This window comes from Telmatospirillum siberiense (assembly GCF_002845745.1).
In the GTDB taxonomy this organism is placed as follows: domain Bacteria; phylum Pseudomonadota; class Alphaproteobacteria; order Rhodospirillales; family Magnetospirillaceae; genus Telmatospirillum; species Telmatospirillum siberiense.
In genome coordinates, this window is sequence record NZ_PIUM01000011.1 from 1 (window position 1) to 18,150 (window position 18,150).

The following is an 18,150-nucleotide window of genomic DNA, read 5'->3' on the forward strand; positions in this document are numbered from 1 at the left end:
GGCCGCCGTCACCGACGACCCCGCAACACTCGTTACCAGGCGGGCGCTACCCCTTACCTGGGCCGGACTTCCACCGGCCGGATCGCGCCAGCTTTCCTGACGCACCGCTCAGCGCGCCAACGCGGCCAAAATCACTTTTGGAAGAACAACTCGCGCGCGTTCACCCGATTGTCCCGCAACCCTCTTGCTGTGACCGGATTTTATTGAAACCGCTTCGCATCTTCGGTGATAAAGTCGCGCTTTATCGATCGACGATATGTGGAGAAGCCTCACCATGGGAGATATCCGGATCAAGGCCGGCCCCTACAGTTTCATCGCCAGCTTCGAAAGCGAGGCGGCACCCAAGACCGTGGCGAAATTCAAGAGCATGCTGCCCTACCGCGAACGGATCATCCATGTCCGCTGGAGCGGCCAGGGGTGCTGGATTCCGCTGGGCGACCTCGATCTGGGCCTCGGTTTCGAAAACGCCACCAGCTATCCGGCGCCCGGACAGATCATCCTCTATCCCGGTGGTGTCAGCGAGACCGAGATCCTGTTGGCTTACGGCAGCGTTTGCTTCGCCAGCCGGGCCGGACAGTTGGCCGGCAACCACTTCCTGTCGATTACCGAGGGGCTGGAAAATCTGATGGCCCTTGGCCAGTTGACCCTTTGGCACGGGGCTCAGGACATTTCCTTCGAATTGCTCTGAACCGCAATACCGGCGAGCCGCTGAAGTGGCTCGCCGGCTTTCATCCTTTCGCCGCCAGCCATCCCCGCCATCCGCCATGCCGGCTGATGTCCGGCGCGTACGTGGCCGCCGACGCCTCGCACAGGAAGCCCATGACCGAACGGCCGTCGGCCAATTGGATATGGCCGATGGAAAGCGGCGAGGGGACTTCGGCGACGAACCCTCCGAAGGCGATTTCGGGGATTTCCCACAATTCCACGGAAATGGCGGAGCCTCCCGACGTCTGGCGGACCAGTCCGGGGCGATGCGGCTCCATGTCGTCGAGCAGGTGCAGTCGATAGAGGGGGGCGGTCCGGGCTTCGCCGAGCAGGCGGCCCCGGCGGCTGACGATCTGGCCGTTGAGCGGCAGGCCGGCCATGTGGGCGCCGACCATCGCGCAGGTGACGAATCCCGGACGATTTTCCGGAAATTTCCCGCTATCCGGGGCTTGTCCGGGGGCGGGGAGGGCATGCCCGGTGGCCCCCATGGGAAGGGCCGCCGCCCGATGCAGGGCGTCCCCGATGGCCAGAAGCTCCGCATCGCTTCCCGCGGGCGCGGACAGAGTAACGCCGAAGGGCAGCCCGTCGCGGCCGAAGCCGGCGGGGACGGCGATGCCCGCCAAATCGAGTAAATTCATGAAGTTGGTGTAAAGGCCCAACTTGCTGTTCAGCGCGATGGGATCGGCCTCGACCGCGTCCACCGTGAAGGTGCCTCCGGCCGTCGGCGTCAGCAGGACGTCGGCGTCGTTCCAGATTTCCGCGCCGGCGCGCCGCAAGCCTTCCAGCCGGTACATGGCCTGGAAGGCGGCATGGGCCGGGATGTCCCGGCCGCCTTCGATGATCCGGCGGACGGTGGGATGACCGGCTTGCGGATGCGCTTCCAGGAACGCGCCGACCGCGGCGTAGCGTTCGGCGACCCAGGGTCCGTCATAGAGCAGCCGCGCCGTTTCGATGAAGGGTGAGAAGTCGATTTCGACGGGATCGCCACCCAGGGCGATCAGCCGTTCGACCGTTTTGGCAAACAGCTCCGGCCAGTCGCCGCCGTCGAAAAACTCCAGCTGCCCGGCCCTGGGAACGGCGAAGCGAAGGCGGCCATGAAACGGCTTCAGGATGGGCGGGGGCAAGGGCAGGGTGTCTCGCGAATAGGCGTCGAGAGGGTCGAAGCCGCCGGCAACCGCCAGGACTTGTGCCGCATCGCCGGCGGTCAGCGCGAAAATGGAGGGGCAGTCCAGCGAGCGGCAGGCCGGAACGACGCCCGCGGCGCTGAGCAGGCCCCGGCTGGGCTTCATGCCAATCAGATTGTTGAAGGCGGCCGGGACCCGTCCCGATCCCGCCGTGTCGGTTCCCAACGCGAACGAAACCAGGGAGGACGCGACGGCCACCGCCGATCCGGAACTCGATCCGCCGGAGATGTAACGGGCATCGAAGGCGCTGCGCGGGGCGCCATAGGGAGAACGGACTCCGACCAGTCCGGTGGCGAATTGATCGAGATTGGTTTTGCCGATCAATAGCGCGCCGGCGTCCTGGAGGCGTCGCACCGCCGTCGCCGTGCGGTCGGCCACATAGGCGAATTCCGGACAGGCGGCGGTGGTCGTCATCCCCGCCACATCGATGTTGTCCTTGACCGCGAAGGGAATGCCGAACAGGGGCAGTTCCTCCGGTTTTCGCCGGTCCAGCGCTTCCGCCTCCGCTTGGAGTTCTCCCGGATCTCGCAAGCTGATCCAAACAGCTTTGTCCGCTCCGGCCTCGATCCTGGCGCGGATCAGTTCGGCCATCTCTCCCGCCTTGAGGCGCCCGTTTCCGTAGGCGGCCCGCAGGGAGGCGATGTCGAGGCTTGTCTTCGGATCCATCATCATCCGCGTTTCCTTATTCGTTTTTCATCTGCGTTTGGCCCGAGGTCTGATGGCCGACATATTCGGCCGAGGCGGCGCTGACCGTCATCACATGTCCGCGCATGGCCAGGGCGGCCGCGTCGGCGTCGCCACGCAGGATCGCCTGGACCACCTGGTCGTGTTCGCCGTGCGAGGAGGTCAGCCGGCCCAGCAAGTTGAACTGCGCGCGCCGGAACGGATTGAGCCTTTTGCGCGTGGCGACCAGCAATTCCTCCAGATAGCTGTTGTGGCTGCCGGCATAGAGCGTGGAATGGAATTCGGAATTATGCTGGGCGTAGGCCTCGCGATCGCCGCGCCGGACCAAGTCCCGCGATGCCAGATGCAGGAGCTCAAGCCCGCGTCGCTCGGCCGGGGTCATCTGCAACGCGGCCAGCCGTGCCGCCGACGCCTCCAACTCGGCCATCACCACGAACATGTCGGCGAGCCGGTCGGCGGCGATGCGGCTGACCACCACGCCCCGGTAGGCCACGCGTTCGGCCAGTCCCATGGCGCATAACTGGCCCAGGGCTTCGCGCACCGGCGTGCGGGAGGTCCCGAAGCGCCGGGCCACCTCGACCTCGTCGAGCTTGACGCCCGGACTGAGGCGGCCGTGGATGATGTCGTCGGCGATCTGACGGGTCACTTCCTCGCCACGGGTCACGCGCCGTTCTTCCTTGGCGGGCGCCTTTGCCGGTCTGTCTTGTTCCGTGACCAAATCCATCCTCTGTCCTCTGCCCTGCTATGGAACGATTGTATGCAATATTACCGGCGGCGCCAGCTTTTCCATGTCTTACAAAAATCGGGCCAAAAACAATAAGTTCGCTATTTTTAAGAGCTTTTATGAGCGTCGTCTGAGAGATGATTCGGTTGGCTGCTCATTCATTATGCATAAAATTTCAACAAAGATTAAAATATATGCATATGTGTCAGGTGTGAATTTTTGAGGAACCCTCGTTCATGCCATAAAATCGTTTTTTAACATAAACTTAATTAATATTTTCGTGATTTGGCACGCGCCTTGCCAGTGTATACATGGCAATGCCATGGGGCATGTTTCCTCCGATCTCCGAACGAGGGGCGGGGAGGGTCGATAGAGGCGGAAGGCAGAATCGCGATGAGCCACGATTTCCAATTATCCCGACGTTCGTTGTTGATGGGCATGGTGGCCGGATCGGCCGGAATGCTGGCCCAGTCGGTACCGTTCGGCCGGGCTTTGGCCGCGTCCGGTCTGACGGTCGGTTTCATCTATGTGGGGCCGCGCGACGATTACGGCTACAACCAGGCCCACGCCCAGGGGGCCGCGGCCCTCAAGTCGCTGCCGGGCATCAAGGTGACCGAGGAAGAGAACGTCGCCGAGACCATTGCCGTCGAAAAGACCATGGAAAGCATGATCAATCTCGATGGGGCGAAACTGATCTTTCCGACCTCCTTCGGCTATTTCGATCCTTTCGTGCTGAAGATGGCCCGGAAATATCCGGATGTGACCTTCATGCATTGTGGTGGCCTCTGGAAGCCGGGGTTGCCGGCCAACGCCCACAGTTATTTCGGTTACATCGACGAGGCTGAATATCTCTCGGGCATCGTCGCCGCCCATGTGTCGAAGAAAAAGAAGCTGGGTTTCGTTGCCGCCAAGCCGATTCCCCAGGTGTTGCGCAATATCAACTCCTTCACCCTGGGGGCACGGTCCGTCGATCCCGCCATCACCACCCAGGTGATCTTTACCGGCGACTGGTCGCTGCCGGTCAAGGAGGCCGAGGCGACCAACAGCCTCGCCGATCAGGGGGTCGATGTCTTCACCTGCCATGTCGACAGCCCGAAGGTGGTGATCGAGACGGCCGAACATCGAGGAGCCTTCACCTGCGGATATCACGCGAGCCAGGCCACGCTGGCGCCGAAGGGTTACCTGACCGGGGCCGAATGGAACTGGGAAAAGGTCTATGCGGGGTTCATCGCCGATATCCTGGCCGGTAAGACCCTGCCCGGCCTGATCCGGGGCGGTCTCAAGGAAGGTACGGTGCGCACCTCGCCCTACGGCGCGGCGGTGCCCGCCGCCGCCCGGTCGCAGGCCGACGCCGTCAAGGCCAAGTTCGAACCGGGCGACTTCGTCATCTACAAGGGGCCGATCAAGGACAACAAGGGGCAGACCGTCATTGCCGGCGGAGTGTCCCAGGGACAGACCGATATCGCGCTCGAAAGCATGAACTATCTGGTCGAAGGCGTCGTCGGCAGCGTGGCTTGAACAGCAAGGCCTCAATGTTGTTCCGTCATTGCCGGGCTTGACCCGGCAATCCATTGGCCCCGGATCGGCTCCGGGGGTGACGGAGGATGGTGGAAGCGTTCGAGTTGGAGGACAGATCGATGGTCGAGGCGGGCGGACGGCGGTTCGAGGCGATGATCGAGGCTTTCCTGCCGCCGGTCTTCGCCGTTTTTTTCAGCATGGCGTTGTTCGGCGCCTTCGTCGCCCTGGCCGGGGTGGACCCGATCGAGGTCTATCGTCTGATGGCCACCGGTGCCTTCGGGTCGTGGTTTTCGGTGCAGAACACCTTGCAGCGGGCGGCGCCATTGCTGCTCACCGCGTTATGCACGGCTCTGCCGGCCCAGATGGGAATGGTGGTGATCGGCGGCGAGGGGGCCCTGGTGGCGGGCGGGCTGGCCGCGGTGGCCTCAGGTCTGGCGCTTTCCGGCCTCGGCCTGCCGGTCCTTCTCGTCCAATTCGCCATGGCCCTGGCCGCCATGGCGGCCGGTGGCGCGGTGATCTGTTTCGCCGGCATGTTGCGCCAGATGAGGGGCGTCAACGAAACCATTTCCAGCCTGCTGCTGACCTATATCGTCATCGCCGTCTTCAAGCAGATCGTCGAAGGCGTCATGCGTGATCCGGCCAGCCTGAACAAACCGGCGACGCGGGCGCTTCCCGACAGCCTGATGCTGGGCATGCTGCCCGGAACCGACGTGCATGTCGGCCTGTTGTTCGGCCTGCTGTTCTGCCTGTTCGGTTATGTGCTGATCTATCACACCACCTTCGGATTCGCCGCCCGCGTCGTCGGGGGCAATCCCCGCGCGGCGCGTCTGGCCGGCCTGCCCGTCGGCCGGCTGGTGCTGATCGTCACCGCCCTGGGGGGCGCGGCCGGAGGCCTGGCCGGAATGGTCGAGGTCGCGGCAATCCAGGGACGGGCCAGCGCCGCCCTGATCGCCGGTTACGGGTTCTCAGGGATTCTGGTCGCGTTCCTGGCCCGGCAGAACCCGTTGGCGGTGATCCCGGTGGCCTTCCTGCTGGGTGGCATCGCGGCCAGCGGAGGGCTTTTGCAGCGCCGGCTCGGCTTGCCCGACGCGACCGTTCTGGTGTTGCAGGGCATCCTGTTCGTCACCCTGCTGGCCAGCGAGACGCTCACCGGGCGCTTCCACCTGCGCCGGCCCACGGCCGAAGTGAAGGAGGCCTGAGATCATGGAAAGCGACGCCCTGGGCTGGTGGGGAGTGCCGCTGGCGGTCATCGCCGGAGCCATTCGCGTCTCCACGCCCTTCTTCTTCGTCAGTCTCGGTGAATGCGTCACTGAACGTAGCGGCCGCATCAACCTCGGATTGGAAGGCACGCTGGTGATGGGGGCGATGAGCGGTTACGGCACCGCCTGCCTCAGCGGCTCGCCATGGCTGGGCATCCTGGCCGCCGGCTGTGCCGGGGGCCTCTTCGGCATCCTTCACGCGTTGTTGTGCAGTCTGCCCCGGGTCAACGACATTGCGCTCGGCATAGCCTTGATGCTGTTCGGCACCGGCCTCGCCTTTTTTCTGGGCAAACCCTTCATCCAGCCGAAGGCGCCCGGCCTTCCCTCCATCGATCTCGGCTGGTGGTCCTCCTTGCCGCAGGTGCGCAGCGCGCTCGAAGTCAATGTGCTGTTTCTCGCAGGCATCGCGGCGGCGCCGCTGCTCGCCTGGGGGTTCCGGAACAGCCGCTGGGGGATGATCGTCCGCATGGTCGGCGATTCCTCCGACGCGGCGCGGGCCATGGGCTATTCGCCAGACCGGGTGCGGCTGCTGGCCACGGCCTTCGGCGGTTTCATGGCCGGCGTCGGCGGCTCGTTCCTGTCGCTTTATTATCCGGGGGCCTGGAGCGAGAGCCTGTCGTCCGGGCAGGGCATTACCGCCGTCGCCCTGGTCATTTTCGCCCGCTGGAATCCCTTGGGGTGCTTCTGGGCCTCGCTCCTGTTCGGCGGTGCCGGCGCCCTGGGGCCGGCGCTGCAGTCGGTGGGCGTCACCGAGGGCTACTATCTGTTCAATGCCGCCCCCTACATGCTGACCCTGCTCATCCTGATCCTGTCCTCGTCGTCCCGCCGCCGTCTGGCCGGCGCGCCGGCCGAACTCAGCGTGACGCGATGAGGCGGCGGGGCCTGCGAATTTCCGAGATCCGAGCTTGCGGGAGACCTTGCCGATGACCGAACATTTCATTGCCGCCGATCCCTACCCCTGGCCGTTCGACGGCGCCTTGCGGCCGGACAACACGACCCTCGTCGTGATCGACATGCAGACCGATTTCTGCGGTGTCGGCGGTTACGTCGACAAGATGGGCTATGACCTTTCCCTGACGCGGGCTCCCATCGGGCCGATCAAGTCCGTCCTCGCCGCCATGCGGGCCAAGGGCTACCACATCATCCATACCCGCGAGGGACATCGTCCGGATCTGTCCGATCTGCCGGCGAACAAGCGCTGGCGCTCGCGGCGCATCGGAGCGGGAATCGGCGATCCCGGTCCCTGCGGACGCATCCTGGTCCGCGGCGAACCGGGATGGGAAATCATCGAGGAGTTGGCCCCCCTTCCCGGCGAGCCGATCATCGACAAGCCCGGCAAGGGATCCTTCTGCGCGACCGACCTCGAACTGATCCTGCGGTGCCGGGGAATCCGCAATATCGTTCTCGCCGGCATCACCACCGACGTCTGCGTGCACACCACCATGCGCGAGGCCAACGATCGCGGCTTTGAATGCCTGCTGCTGGCCGATTGCTGCGGCGCCACCGATCCCGCCAATCACGAACACGCCCTCAAGATGATCAAGATGCAGGGCGGCGTTTTTGGCGCGGTCGCCGGTTCTCGGGCCTTTATCGAGGACTTGCCATGAAAGCCGAACCGGAACCGGCCCCCGCCGTAGCCATGGTCAGCCGGCCCGGCGCGCCCGCGTCCGACTTGGAGGTCGTTGGCCTGACCAAGCGTTTCGGCGCCTTTACCGCCCTCGATTCGGTCGATCTCAGAGTCAGGGCCGGGACGGTGCATGCCCTGCTGGGGGAAAACGGCGCCGGAAAATCCACCCTGGTCAAATGCGTCATGGGCTTTTACCGGGCCGACGAGGGGGCCGTGCTGATCGGTGGCCGCGAGCGGACGATCGACAATCCGCGCGCGGCTCATGCCTTGGGTATCGGCATGGTCTATCAGCATTTCACCCTGGTCCCCTCGATGACCGTTCTGGAAAATCTGGTCATGGGCCGCGCCCACGTTCCGCCGGTCATCGACTGGCAGGCCGAGCGCCGTGCCGTTTCGGCCTTCATGGCCGGGATGCCCTTCACCCTGCCGCTCGATGTGCCGACCGCCTCGCTGGCCGCCGGCGAGAAGCAGAAAGCGGAAATCATCAAGCAGCTCTACCTATCCTGCCGTTTCCTGATTCTCGACGAGCCGACGTCGGTCCTCACCCCGGAGGAGGCCGACGAAATTCTGGGGCTTTTGCGCCGGATGGTGGAGGCGGGGCAACTCAGCGTGCTGATCATCACGCATAAGTTCCGCGAGGTGCTGGCCTTCGCCGACTCCGTCACCGTGCTGCGCCGGGGCCGCGCGGTGGGTGGGGGACGGGTTGCGGATCTGTCCGTCGACGATATGGCCCGTCTGATGATCGGTGATCGCGAGATCGCCGCGCCGGCCGCGCGCAAGGCTCAGGCGCCGGGAGAGGCGCGATTGGAAATCGACGCGCTGACCGCCGATGACGATCATGGCGAACCGGCGGTCAGGGGTGTCTCGCTGCGTGTGGCCTCCGGCGAGATTCTCGGCATCGCCGGCGTGTCGGGGAATGGCCAGAGCGTCTTGGTCGAGGTGCTGGCCGGCCAACGGCGGCCGACAGGGGGGAGCATGCGTCTCGGCGGCGAGGATTATCAGGCCCGGCGGAGCCAGATGCTGCGGCACGGCCTGTCGCTGTTGCCCGAGGAGCCGCTGCGCAATGCTTGCGTCGGGCGGATGAGCGTCGCCGAGAACATGGCTTTCCGGGCCTTCGATCGGCCGCCCATGGCCCGCGCCGGCTGGTGGCTCCGTCAGGCCGGAATCCGGCGGGCGGCGCGCGATCTGATCGCCCGCTATCGGGTGAAAACCTCTTCGCCGGACGCGCCGATCGCCACCTTGTCGGGCGGCAATGTGCAGCGGGCGGTGCTGGCGCGGGAATTGTCGGGTCGGGTCGATGTGCTGGTGGCGGCCAATCCGGTCTTCGGGCTCGATTTCGCCGCCGTCGCCGATATTCATGCCCAGATCGTCGAAGCCCGAAACCGTGGCTGCGCCGTTCTTCTGGTCAGCGAGGACCTGGACGAGCTTCTGGAACTGGCCGATCGCATCCTGGTGATGTTCGACGGCCGCGTCGTCCTCGAAACGCCAGCCTCCCGGGCCGACCGCACCACCATCGGCCGCGCCATGGCGGGGCATCAGGCTCCCGTGATTTGAGAAGGCTTCAGGACATGCCGATCATCGCCGCCCGTCCCTATGATTTCACCTTTCCCGCCCATGGCCTCGGCTTGATCGTCATCGATATGCAGCGCGACTTCCTGGAACCCGGCGGCTTCGGCGAGGCCCTGGGCAATGATGTCGGCCATCTGGCCGCCGCCATCGGCCCGACCGCCCGCCTGCTCGCCGCCTTCCGGGCACGTGGGTTGCCGGTGATCCATACCCGCGAGGCCCATTCGCCCGACCTGTCCGATTGTCCGCCGGCCAAGCTCCGTCGCGGCAGGGGCGCGCTCCATATCGGCGATCCGGGGCCGATGGGACGGATCCTGATCGATGGCGAGGAGGGCAGCGCCATCGTCTCCGAACTGGCTCCGCTGCCGGGCGAAAAGGTCGTCCGCAAACCGGGGAAGGGTGCCTTTCACGCCACCGCCTTGGGCCAGCTTCTGCCGCAATTGGGCATCAGCCATCTGATATTTGCCGGCGTCACCACCGAGGTCTGCGTGCAGACCACCATGCGCGAGGCCAACGACCGGGGTTATGAGTGTCTGCTGGCCGAAGACGCCACCGCCAGCTATTTCCCCGCCTTCAAGCGGGCGACCATCGACATGCTGGTGGCGCAGGATGGCATCGTCGGCTGGGCCGCGTCCGTCCAAGCCATCGAAACCGCTTTGGGAGAACTGTGATGTCACCGCAGCCGATCGTGCTGGCCCAACTCTTCGACAATCCCGCCGCGTGGGAGGGACTGGACTGGACACCCTTCCGCGAGGGGATCGAAGCCGCCTGGCTGCATCGAAGCGAGGACGGCGGTCCGGCGTCGGCCCTGCTGCGCTATCGGCCGGGGGCCGCCGCGCCGCGCCATCGGCATGTCGGCTGGGAACATATCATCATCCTTTCCGGCAGCCAGGGCGATCACCGGGGCACCTACGGGGTGGGGAGCCTCATCGCCAATCCACCGGGAAGCGAACACGACGTCCACAGCCGGGACGGCTGCATCGCCCTGCTGATCTGGGAGAAAACGCCGCAATTCCTGTGATGGGGGGCGCCTTAAGGTTTCTCCCGTTGCCTCTGGTTCCCCAATGGCATGAAAGGATCCCCCTGATATTTTGAACCACCAAGACACCAAGTCACCAAGGCGTCTTTCGGATCCGTTGGCGGCAGCCAATCTGCGCCGCAGGCATTCGCCCGACAAGCCGATGGCAGGACGGGAAAAGGCCAGTGGCACACTCCGCCCCCTTGGTGCCTTGGTGTCTTGGTGGTTCATCAAAAGCCGGAGCGTACCGGAACGATCAAGAGGACGAACGACATCCGGCCAATCGCCAATTGTCCACCGGCCCCAGCATAAGCCCTCGCCCCTTGCGGGAGAGGGCTTATGCTGGGGCCGGTGCCACTTTTCATTCATTCTCAAGTCCCGGCGCGCTCTCCGGGGACGACATCGAAGACGCGAATCCGCCCGGCTCTCAGCGCCTCGACGGCGAGGTTTCTGCCGATGCGTTCGCCGTCGAGCAGACGGATCAGGTCGTCGGCCGCGGCGACGCGCCGGCCGTCCAGGGCGACGATGATATCGCCGGCCAGCAGGCCGCCTTCGGCGGCCGGACTGCCGGTCTCGATGCTGCCCACCATCACGCCGCTCGCCTGTTCGATGCCGGCGGCCAACTGGATCCGCCGGGGGATGGACGCCTGCTGGGCGGCGATGCCGATCGAGGCTCGCCGGACGCGGCCGTGCTGAATGAGCTGCCCCATCACATAGCTGGCAGTGTTCGACGCCACGGCGAAGCAGATGCCCTGGGCGCCCAGGATCATCGCCGTATTGATGCCGATGACTTCTCCGGCCGAGGAAACCAGCGCGCCACCGGAATTGCCGGGATTGAGGGCGGCGTCGGTCTGGATCACATCGTCGATCAGCCGTCCGCTCCTGGCGCGCAGCGAGCGTCCGAGGGCGGAAACCACGCCGGCGGTGACGGTGGTTTCGAAACCCAGCGGATTGCCGATGGCGATGGCGATCTGTCCGCGCCGCAATGTGGCGCTGTCGCCCAGGCGGGCCGCCGGCAGCGTGACCGATTCCTCGACATGGACCAGGGCGAGATCGGTATCGGGGTCGTCGCCGATCAGGCGCGCGGTGACATGCTGGCCGTCCGCCGTCTGCACGGCGAGGCGGGGCGTGCCCTGGGCCACGTGGCTGTTGGTCAGGATCAGTCCGTCCGGCGACAGGATGACGCCGGAACCGGAGCCGGCCGCCCGCCCATCCTTGCGGACGTCGATCTTGACCACCGAGGCGCCGACATGTTCGGCGACGTCGCTGACCACCATCGAATAGGCGTCGAGCAGGCGGGTGTCATTCGGCGCGGCCGGAGCGCCCGCCCGGGAAGAGGGTGAAAATTTCTCGTCCAGAAGAAAGGAAAGGGTGGTGTCGAGCATCGAGCCGCCTCCATAGGCCAAGGAGCAGGACTAAAAAATAGGTCGAAGCGGGGCCGGCGAAAAGGGGGGCTCCAAGGGCCTGGGACGGAATTACCGAACCAGGCCCTTGGAGCCCGAGCGGCGCCTCTCGCCCGCCGACAGCGGAGCGGAGGCGTCAGATCAAACCTTAGGGCGTGGTGCGATTATTTCGCGCCACGCCCTAAGGATGGGGCGCCAGCGCCTCGATGATGCGGCATTCGGCGATGGTGCCGCAGCCGCACTGGCCGATGATCGACGACAACTCGCGACGCAGCGCGGTCAGATCGGCGATCTTCCGGTCGATGTCGGCCAAATGGCCCCGCGCGATGGCATCCACCGCCTCGCAAGAGCGATCCCTCTGGTCCGCCAGCCCGAGGAGATCGCGCACCTGTTCCAGCGAGAATCCGAGGTTGCGGGCCCGTCTGATGAAGCTCAGGCGGCCCAGATGCCAATCATCGTAGCTTCGGTAATTGCCGGCGGTTCGTGCCGGTATCGGCAGAAGACCGATGCGTTCGTAGTAGCGGATGGTTTCCACTTTCGTCTCGGTCGCCCGGCCGAGATCGCCGATCGTCAACTGTCCCAACATGCGCTTGACCCTATAGTGACTACAGGGTGCATATAAGCCGACAACGACCCGATCGCCAGCAGGAAAGGAACATGCCGATGGCCGGTTGTTGCCAACATTGCGCCGGACCGGACGAAAGCGGTGGCCGGGTTTGGCGCCGTGTCCTGTGGATCGCGCTCGTCGTCAACGCTGGCATGTTCGCAGCCGAGATCGTCGCCGGCGTCGCGGCCGGATCGGCGGCCCTGCAGGCCGACGCGCTCGATTTCCTGGGCGATTCCCTGAACTACGCCATCAGTCTGGCGGTGGCCGGTCTTGGACTGACATGGCGGGCTCGCGCGGCGCTGGTCAAGGGGTGGGGGCTGTTGCTGCTGGGCGGTTGGGTCATTCTTTCGACCGTGTGGCATGCCGTCACGGGCTCTTTGCCCGAGGCCGAGGTCATGGGGATCGTCGGCATGCTGGCCTTGGTTGCCAACGGAGCCGTCGCGGTGCTCCTGTTCCGCTTCCGGAGCGGCGACGCGAACATGCGGTCTGTGTGGATTTGCTCGCGTAACGACGCCATCGGCAATATTGCCGTCATGGCCGCCGCCGCCGGCGTGTTCGGTACCGGAACCGGATGGCCGGATGTCGTCGTGGCGGCGATCATGGCGGGCCTGGGCGTCAGTGGCGGCTTTCAGATCGTCCGTCAGGCCCGGGAAGAACTTCGCCGGACGCGAAATGGGGCGATGGAGCCCGTTCTCGCCGAATAGGAGCCTATTCGGACAGCGTCGCGCTCGATATTTCGCCGGCGCTGACCTGCCCGTCGTTGTTGGTGTCCAGACGACCGCTGGCCACGGCGACCAGGGGTGAAACAGCGGCGATCTCGGATTTCGACAGGGTGCCGTTGTGGTTGCTGTCCAAGGCATGGACGGTGTCCAAGGCCAGGATATCGGCGGCGGCGATCTGGTTGGCCGATGGCGCGGATGCACCGGAAGTTACAGAGCCCGTGCTATCGGCCGTCTGATTGGCGATCAGGGTGCTTTGGACCGACGATGAAAGCAGGGGGGCGACAACGCTGCCCGGTTTCGCATCCTGCGCGGAGCCCGTCGCGGCATCTTGCGCCTCGGCCGGGCTTTGATCGGGCCCGTCCGTTTTCTGCGTCCTGGTCAGAATCCGGCTCGAAAGTGATCCGCTCGTGTCGTATCCACGAATGGTTGTCATCAGCCGCTCCCGCGCTTTGATCCTTATCGACATTATACGTCGGCGAGAAAAAATCCGGGCGGTGATTGACCGGGAACGGGCAAGGCGCTTTCCGCCGTACGGGGCCCTTAAGTCACCTGATCGTAAATGTCGTAAAGTTCCGTTTCTTCGCGTTCGAGGCGATGATGGAGCGCCGTCAAGATGGCGTTGGTTTCCTCGATAAATTGTTTGGGCTGGAGCGAAATGGCCGTGGAGCCGGCCCAGCGCATCCTGAAATCGTCAAACGAGGTTTTGAGGCTTCCCATCTCCTGTTTGAACCGCATCGCGGTACTGCGAATCCGGATGTCGCTCAGCGCGATGAGGCGAGGATAGAGAGCGCTATCCTCGATGGCCAAATGAACAGAAATTTTTCCGCCCAATTCTCGCATGATCGTCGCCACCGGTTCGGCATCGGCCTCGATGCGGGATACCATCAACATCTGTTCAATTTTTTTCAGAATCTCGCCAATTTCCTTATGTTGCTTCCTGTAATTTTCGGTCTTGGCAGCCATCGTCACATCTCCATTTCATGGGAGAGGATATCTAGGCCAAAAGTCGTTGTTAGACTTTGACGTTCATCAACTATCGCACTCCCGGCGGAAGGCCATCGGCGCCGCCAGTGCTCGCCTCGGCCACGAAGCAGGCAGGGTTTGCCGAGGGGGTAAATCCTGCTTGAGTGGGGGGCGGAATTGCCGCTCCTACAGTCCTCCCGATCTTGCCGCCGTCATTTATCCAACCCATTGGGACGCAAGGGATTATCCCGTATTTCCCTCGGATAGACCCTTTGCTTTGCAGGTTAAAATGGCAGTGGAATGAATTTTGCTCGGAAAAGACGATTTTCGCGCCGGCGCTTTTGGGCAAAGCGGTATCGCGGAATGTGAATGCAGATAGGCAGGTGGGCAATGTCGATTGCAGGAATGTCCGGGCTGGTCCCGGGCCTGAGCCATGCGGGGGTGACTGGGGCGCAGTCTTCCTCTTCGGGCCGGAATTCATCCGTGGGCGACGTCTTTTCATCCTTTATGAGTGGTCAAACCACCGCCGGCAGCGATTCCCCGTCGGCCGTGGAGTCAACCTCGGCGGTCAGTCCGGCATCTTCCGTGCTTGCCATGGATCCCGGATTCATTGTCGTCACCCCGGAGGACCGGCAGAAATTCGCCGGCGACGTGACACGAGCTCTTCAGGCGGCGGGTGTCGATACCCGCGAGCCGATATCCCTCACCGTCGATAGCGCGGGGGCCGTCAAGGCCGAGGCCGGGACGCCGCAAGCCGAAAAGATCGATGCCGTCTTCGCGCAGAATCCCGCTCTCGGGAACACCTACCAGAAGATCTGCAATTATGATCTGTCCTGCGCCATAGCGCGGTGTTCGATCGCCGAAGGCGAAGCCATGGAGAGGGCCGGCAGTCCCTCGGCGAAAGCATCGGTGTGGAGTCGTTTCAGCGGCGTCGTCAGTGTTCTGAAAGGGGAGGGGGAACAAGAGACGCTGGCCGACGGGCAACTGACGTCGAGCGCCCTTTCCTCCGTCGACGGCCTGCTTGCCTCGGTGGAAGCCGCCGTTCAGCCCAGCGGTTCCCCGTCCAGCGAGATCAGCCGGTGGTGATCGGCATCGACCAGGCCGTGGTCGGTGATCTTCAGATGCGGGATCATCGATAGCGGCAGGAAGGCCAATTGGACGAAAGGCTCTTCGAGCATGCAGCCCATGGAGCGCAGGACGTCGCGCAAGGCGCGCAGGCGCTGTTCGACCTCCTCCGCCGGGCGGTCGCTCATCAGGCCGGCGATCGGCAGGGCCAATTCCTCCAGAACCTCGCCGTCGCGCGCCGCGACGAAACCGCCTTGCAGTTCGATCAGCCGGTTGACCGCCACCGCCATGTCGGCGTCGTTGCTGCCCACCGTGATGATGTTGTGGGCGTCGTGGCCGATGGAGGAGGCGATGGCGCCGTGCCGGATGCCGAAGCCCTTGACGAAACCCCGGCCGACGTTGCCGTTGCGGCCATGACGCTCCAGCACCGCCAGCTTCAGGACGTCGGCGGCCGGATCCGCGTGGCGCAGGCCCTCGCCGTAGGGCAGGTCGAGGGTCAGGTGCTCGGTGATGATCTGATGTTCGATCAGGCCGATTACCGGTCCGCGCGGGCCCTTGCAGGGCGTGCGAAACAGATCCGCGTCGACCGGGGCGCGCTTGATCGAATGGAATCCGACGGGGGGGATGAGCTGGCGCCTGGCGAAGGTTTCGGTATCGACCTGCCGGCCCAGGCGGATGACGCTGTCCACCCGGCAATGCTCAAGATCCGTCAGGAGCACGATGTCGGCCAGGTAGCCGGGCGCCAGCAGGCCACGGTCGGTGAAGCCGAAGCCGCGGGCGGCCGACCATGTGGCGGCGCGGTAGACCGCCTCCAGGGGCGCGCTCTTGGCGATGGCGGTGCGGATCAGGTGGTCGATGTGACCATCCTCGGCGATATGCAAGGGCGTCCGGTCATCGGTGCAGAAGGCCAGGAACGGCGCCCGCGTCATGTCGATCAAACCGGCCAGGGCCTCGACGTCGCGGGTCACGCTGCCGTCGCGGATCAGCACCTGCATGCCCTTGCGGACCTTTTCCAGGGCTTCGTCCGGATGGGTGGCCTCATGGCAGTTGCGCACGCCGCAGGACAGGTAGGCGTTCAGCGGCTTGCCGCCGAGAAGCGGCGAATGGCCGTCGATATGCCAGCCGTCGAAAGCGGCCAGTTTGTCGAGAACGGCATCGTCCTTGGCCAAAACGCCGGGGAAATTCATGAATTCGGCGAGGCCGATGACTTTCGGATGATCGCGGAGCGCCACCAGATCGTCGGCCTCCAGCCGCGCGCCGCTGGTCTCCAGCGCGCCAGCCGGCACGCAGGACGAGAGATTGATCCGCAAATCCATGGCCAGGTGCGGCGCCTGGTCGAGAAAATAACGCAAGCCGGCGACGCCCAGCACATTGGTGATCTCATGGGGGTCGGCGATGGCGGTGGTGGTGCCGCGCGACAGCGCCAGACGGTCGAATTCGTAGGGCTGAACCAGGGTCGATTCGGGATGGACGTGGGTATCGATGAAACCGGGAACGGCATAAAGGTCACTGCCGTCGATCTCCTGGCGTCCCCGGTAATCGAGGTCGTAGGTGCCGACGATCCGGTCGTCGCAGATGGCGATGTCGGTGCGGACGACTTCTCCCGTCGCGATATTCAGCATTCGGACGTTCTTGATCACCAGATCGGCCTCGGCGCGGCCCAACGCCTGATCGATCCGCCGGCCCAATCCCGCCTTGATGTCGGTTCTGCTTTTCGTCACGACGTCTGTTCCACTCTCTGATGCTGGCATTTGCCTTGTATATAGGTTGCCCGCACCGCGCGGTCGTCTCCCATCGTCATCAATATGAACAGTTCCTCCTCCAGATCGCCGTTGCAGGCCTCGTGACGGTGGCGCATGGCCGGGGTGGCCTTGACGTCGAGAATGGTCAGATCGGCCGTGCGGCCCACCTCCAGACTGCCGATTTCGCCTTCCATTCCAAGAGCTTCCGCATTGCCGCGGGTCGCCTGGTGAAAGGCTGTGAGGGCCGGCAGCGACTGGCATTGAAGCTGCAAGACCTTGTAGGCCTCTCCCATGGTGCGCAGCAACGAATAGCTGGTGCCGCCTCCGACGTCGGTGGCCAGCGAAAGGCGGACGGGGCGGCGCGGATCGGCGAGCTTGGCCCAATCGAACAGCCCGCTGCCGATAAAAAGGTTCGATGTCGGGCAGAAAGCCGCGACCGAGCCGCTTTCGGACAGCCGTTGAATCTCGCCTTCGTTCAGATGAAGGCAATGTCCGAACAGCGAGCGCGGGCCCAGCAGTCCGAAACGGTCGTAGACGTCGGTATAGGAGCGGCTTCCCGGAAACAGGCGGCGAACTTCGGCGATCTCGGCGAGGTTTTCCGACAAATGGGTCTGTAAGTAAACATCGGGATAGTCGTTCAGCAGGCTGCCGGCGGCTTGCAGCTGGGCCTCGCTCGAGGTGATGGCGAAGCGCGGCGTGACGGCGTAGCGCTGGCGGCTTTTGCCATGCCAGCGCTCGATCAGCGCCTTGCTGTCCCGGTAACTGCTGTTCGCCGTGTCGCGCAGGGCGACGGGCGCGTTGCGGTCCATCATGGCCTTGCCGGCGATCATCGCCGTGCCCCGGCGCGCCGATTCGGCGAAAATCGCTTCCACCGACTGGGGATGCACCGAGCCGTAGATCATTGCGGTCGTCGTTCCGTTGCGCAGCAGCTCATCGAAAAAGAAGCGCGCATTGATTTCCGCCAGTCCCGCATCGGCATATTTCTGCTCGGCGACGAAAGTGTATTTCTCAAGCCAGTCGAGAAGTTGCGCACCGTAGGAGGCGATGACCTGGGTCTGCGGAAAGTGGATATGGGTATCGATGAATCCGGGCAGGATCAAACCGTCCGGATAATGTTCGACGGTGGTGTCGGGCGGCAGGCGCGGCATCACCTCATCGGCGGGACCGACGGCGGCGATGCGGCCGTCGCGGATCAGCAGCAACCCGTCGTCCAGGTAACGATAACTGTCCCGGTCGCCGAGCCCGGCGGGGGTCTTGGTGAAGGTGAGCAGTCGGCCCCGGATGGCGGTGACGGACGGGGCTGTGAAGAAATTGGCCATCGGGACCTTGACTCTCCTGGCTGGGAGCGAAGACAGCGGCGCCG

Annotated in this window: 18 protein-coding genes; 10 read left to right on the forward strand and 8 right to left on the reverse strand. The window is 64.5% G+C overall.

Annotated features, from left to right (window positions below; all coding sequences use genetic code 11):
- Positions 1-274: 274 nt before the first annotated feature.
- Positions 275-688: a DUF3830 family protein gene (locus CWS72_RS11095; protein ID WP_101250678.1), complete on the forward strand. Its 414-nt coding sequence runs from the start codon at positions 275-277 to the stop codon at positions 686-688.
- Between the two features lie 40 nt (positions 689-728).
- Here CWS72_RS11095 and atzF read toward each other — a convergent pair whose 3' ends face one another.
- Both atzF and CWS72_RS11105 read right to left on the reverse strand, forming a co-directional pair.
- Positions 729-2,561 (reverse strand): allophanate hydrolase, encoded by a 1,833-nt coding sequence (gene atzF / locus CWS72_RS11100; RefSeq protein ID WP_241911684.1) that lies wholly within the window; start codon positions 2,559-2,561, stop codon positions 729-731.
- Between the two features lie 10 nt (positions 2,562-2,571).
- Complete coding sequence (locus tag CWS72_RS11105; RefSeq protein WP_101250679.1) at positions 2,572-3,297, reverse strand: GntR family transcriptional regulator; 726 nt, start codon at positions 3,295-3,297, stop codon at positions 2,572-2,574.
- 393 nt (positions 3,298-3,690) lie between these two features.
- Between CWS72_RS11105 and CWS72_RS11110 the strand changes: the two genes are divergently transcribed.
- The 7 genes from CWS72_RS11110 (at position 3,691) to CWS72_RS11140 (ending at position 10,288) form a co-directional block, all read left to right on the forward strand.
- Positions 3,691-4,815, forward strand: coding sequence for a BMP family ABC transporter substrate-binding protein (locus CWS72_RS11110; protein ID WP_101250680.1), 1,125 nt, complete (start codon positions 3,691-3,693; stop codon positions 4,813-4,815).
- A gap of 86 nt (positions 4,816-4,901) precedes the next feature.
- Entirely contained in the window at positions 4,902-6,014 is a 1,113-nt protein-coding gene (locus CWS72_RS11115; protein WP_101250681.1) for an ABC transporter permease, read from the forward strand.
- Positions 6,015-6,018: 4 nt separating this feature from the next.
- Entirely contained in the window at positions 6,019-6,945 is a 927-nt protein-coding gene (locus CWS72_RS11120) for an ABC transporter permease (protein WP_101250682.1), read from the forward strand.
- A 52-nt stretch (positions 6,946-6,997) separates the two neighbouring features.
- On the forward strand, positions 6,998-7,681 hold the full coding sequence (gene biuH / locus CWS72_RS11125) for a biuret amidohydrolase (protein WP_101250683.1): 684 nt from the start codon (positions 6,998-7,000) through the stop codon (positions 7,679-7,681).
- Positions 7,678-9,255, forward strand: coding sequence for an ABC transporter ATP-binding protein (locus CWS72_RS11130; protein ID WP_101250684.1), 1,578 nt, complete (start codon positions 7,678-7,680; stop codon positions 9,253-9,255). The genes biuH and CWS72_RS11130 overlap by 4 nt, the downstream gene beginning before the upstream one ends.
- A 14-nt stretch (positions 9,256-9,269) precedes the next feature.
- Positions 9,270-9,938: a cysteine hydrolase family protein gene (locus tag CWS72_RS11135; RefSeq protein WP_101250685.1), complete on the forward strand. Its 669-nt coding sequence runs from the start codon at positions 9,270-9,272 to the stop codon at positions 9,936-9,938.
- Positions 9,938-10,288, forward strand: a complete 351-nt coding sequence (locus CWS72_RS11140; protein WP_101250686.1) for a cupin domain-containing protein — start codon at positions 9,938-9,940, stop codon at positions 10,286-10,288. The genes CWS72_RS11135 and CWS72_RS11140 overlap by 1 nt, the downstream gene beginning before the upstream one ends.
- Before the next feature lie 368 nt (positions 10,289-10,656).
- On the opposite strand, the gene CWS72_RS11145 is transcribed toward CWS72_RS11140, so the two are convergent.
- Positions 10,657-11,670, reverse strand: coding sequence for a S1C family serine protease (locus CWS72_RS11145; RefSeq protein WP_101250687.1), 1,014 nt, complete (start codon positions 11,668-11,670; stop codon positions 10,657-10,659).
- Between the two features lie 199 nt (positions 11,671-11,869).
- Entirely contained in the window at positions 11,870-12,274 is a 405-nt protein-coding gene (locus CWS72_RS11150) for a MerR family transcriptional regulator (protein WP_101250688.1), read from the reverse strand.
- A 77-nt stretch (positions 12,275-12,351) separates the two neighbouring features.
- On the opposite strand from CWS72_RS11150, the gene CWS72_RS11155 reads away from it, so the two are divergent.
- Complete coding sequence (locus tag CWS72_RS11155; RefSeq protein WP_101250787.1) at positions 12,352-12,999, forward strand: cation efflux transmembrane domain-containing protein; 648 nt, start codon at positions 12,352-12,354, stop codon at positions 12,997-12,999.
- A gap of 4 nt (positions 13,000-13,003) precedes the next feature.
- Here CWS72_RS11155 and CWS72_RS11160 read toward each other — a convergent pair whose 3' ends face one another.
- Together CWS72_RS11160 and CWS72_RS11165 are read right to left on the reverse strand one after the other, a co-directional pair.
- Positions 13,004-13,450 (reverse strand): EF-hand domain-containing protein, encoded by a 447-nt coding sequence (locus tag CWS72_RS11160; RefSeq protein ID WP_146002708.1) that lies wholly within the window; start codon positions 13,448-13,450, stop codon positions 13,004-13,006.
- Positions 13,451-13,557: 107 nt separating this feature from the next.
- Positions 13,558-13,980: a hemerythrin domain-containing protein gene (locus tag CWS72_RS11165; RefSeq protein WP_101250690.1), complete on the reverse strand. Its 423-nt coding sequence runs from the start codon at positions 13,978-13,980 to the stop codon at positions 13,558-13,560.
- 507 nt (positions 13,981-14,487) lie between these two features.
- On the opposite strand from CWS72_RS11165, the gene CWS72_RS11170 reads away from it, so the two are divergent.
- Positions 14,488-15,066: a hypothetical protein gene (locus CWS72_RS11170; protein WP_101250691.1), complete on the forward strand. Its 579-nt coding sequence runs from the start codon at positions 14,488-14,490 to the stop codon at positions 15,064-15,066.
- On the opposite strand, the gene ade is transcribed toward CWS72_RS11170, so the two are convergent.
- Both ade and guaD read right to left on the reverse strand, forming a co-directional pair.
- The gene (gene ade / locus CWS72_RS11175; RefSeq protein ID WP_241911685.1) at positions 15,024-16,766 is read right to left on the reverse strand and encodes an adenine deaminase; all 1,743 of its coding nucleotides are present in this window, start codon (positions 16,764-16,766) and stop codon (positions 15,024-15,026) included. The two genes, CWS72_RS11170 and ade, sit on opposite strands and share 43 nt — an antisense overlap.
- Positions 16,763-18,106: a guanine deaminase gene (guaD, locus tag CWS72_RS11180; protein WP_101250692.1), complete on the reverse strand. Its 1,344-nt coding sequence runs from the start codon at positions 18,104-18,106 to the stop codon at positions 16,763-16,765. Before guaD ends, ade begins: the two co-directional genes overlap by 4 nt.
- Positions 18,107-18,150 lie beyond the last annotated feature (44 nt).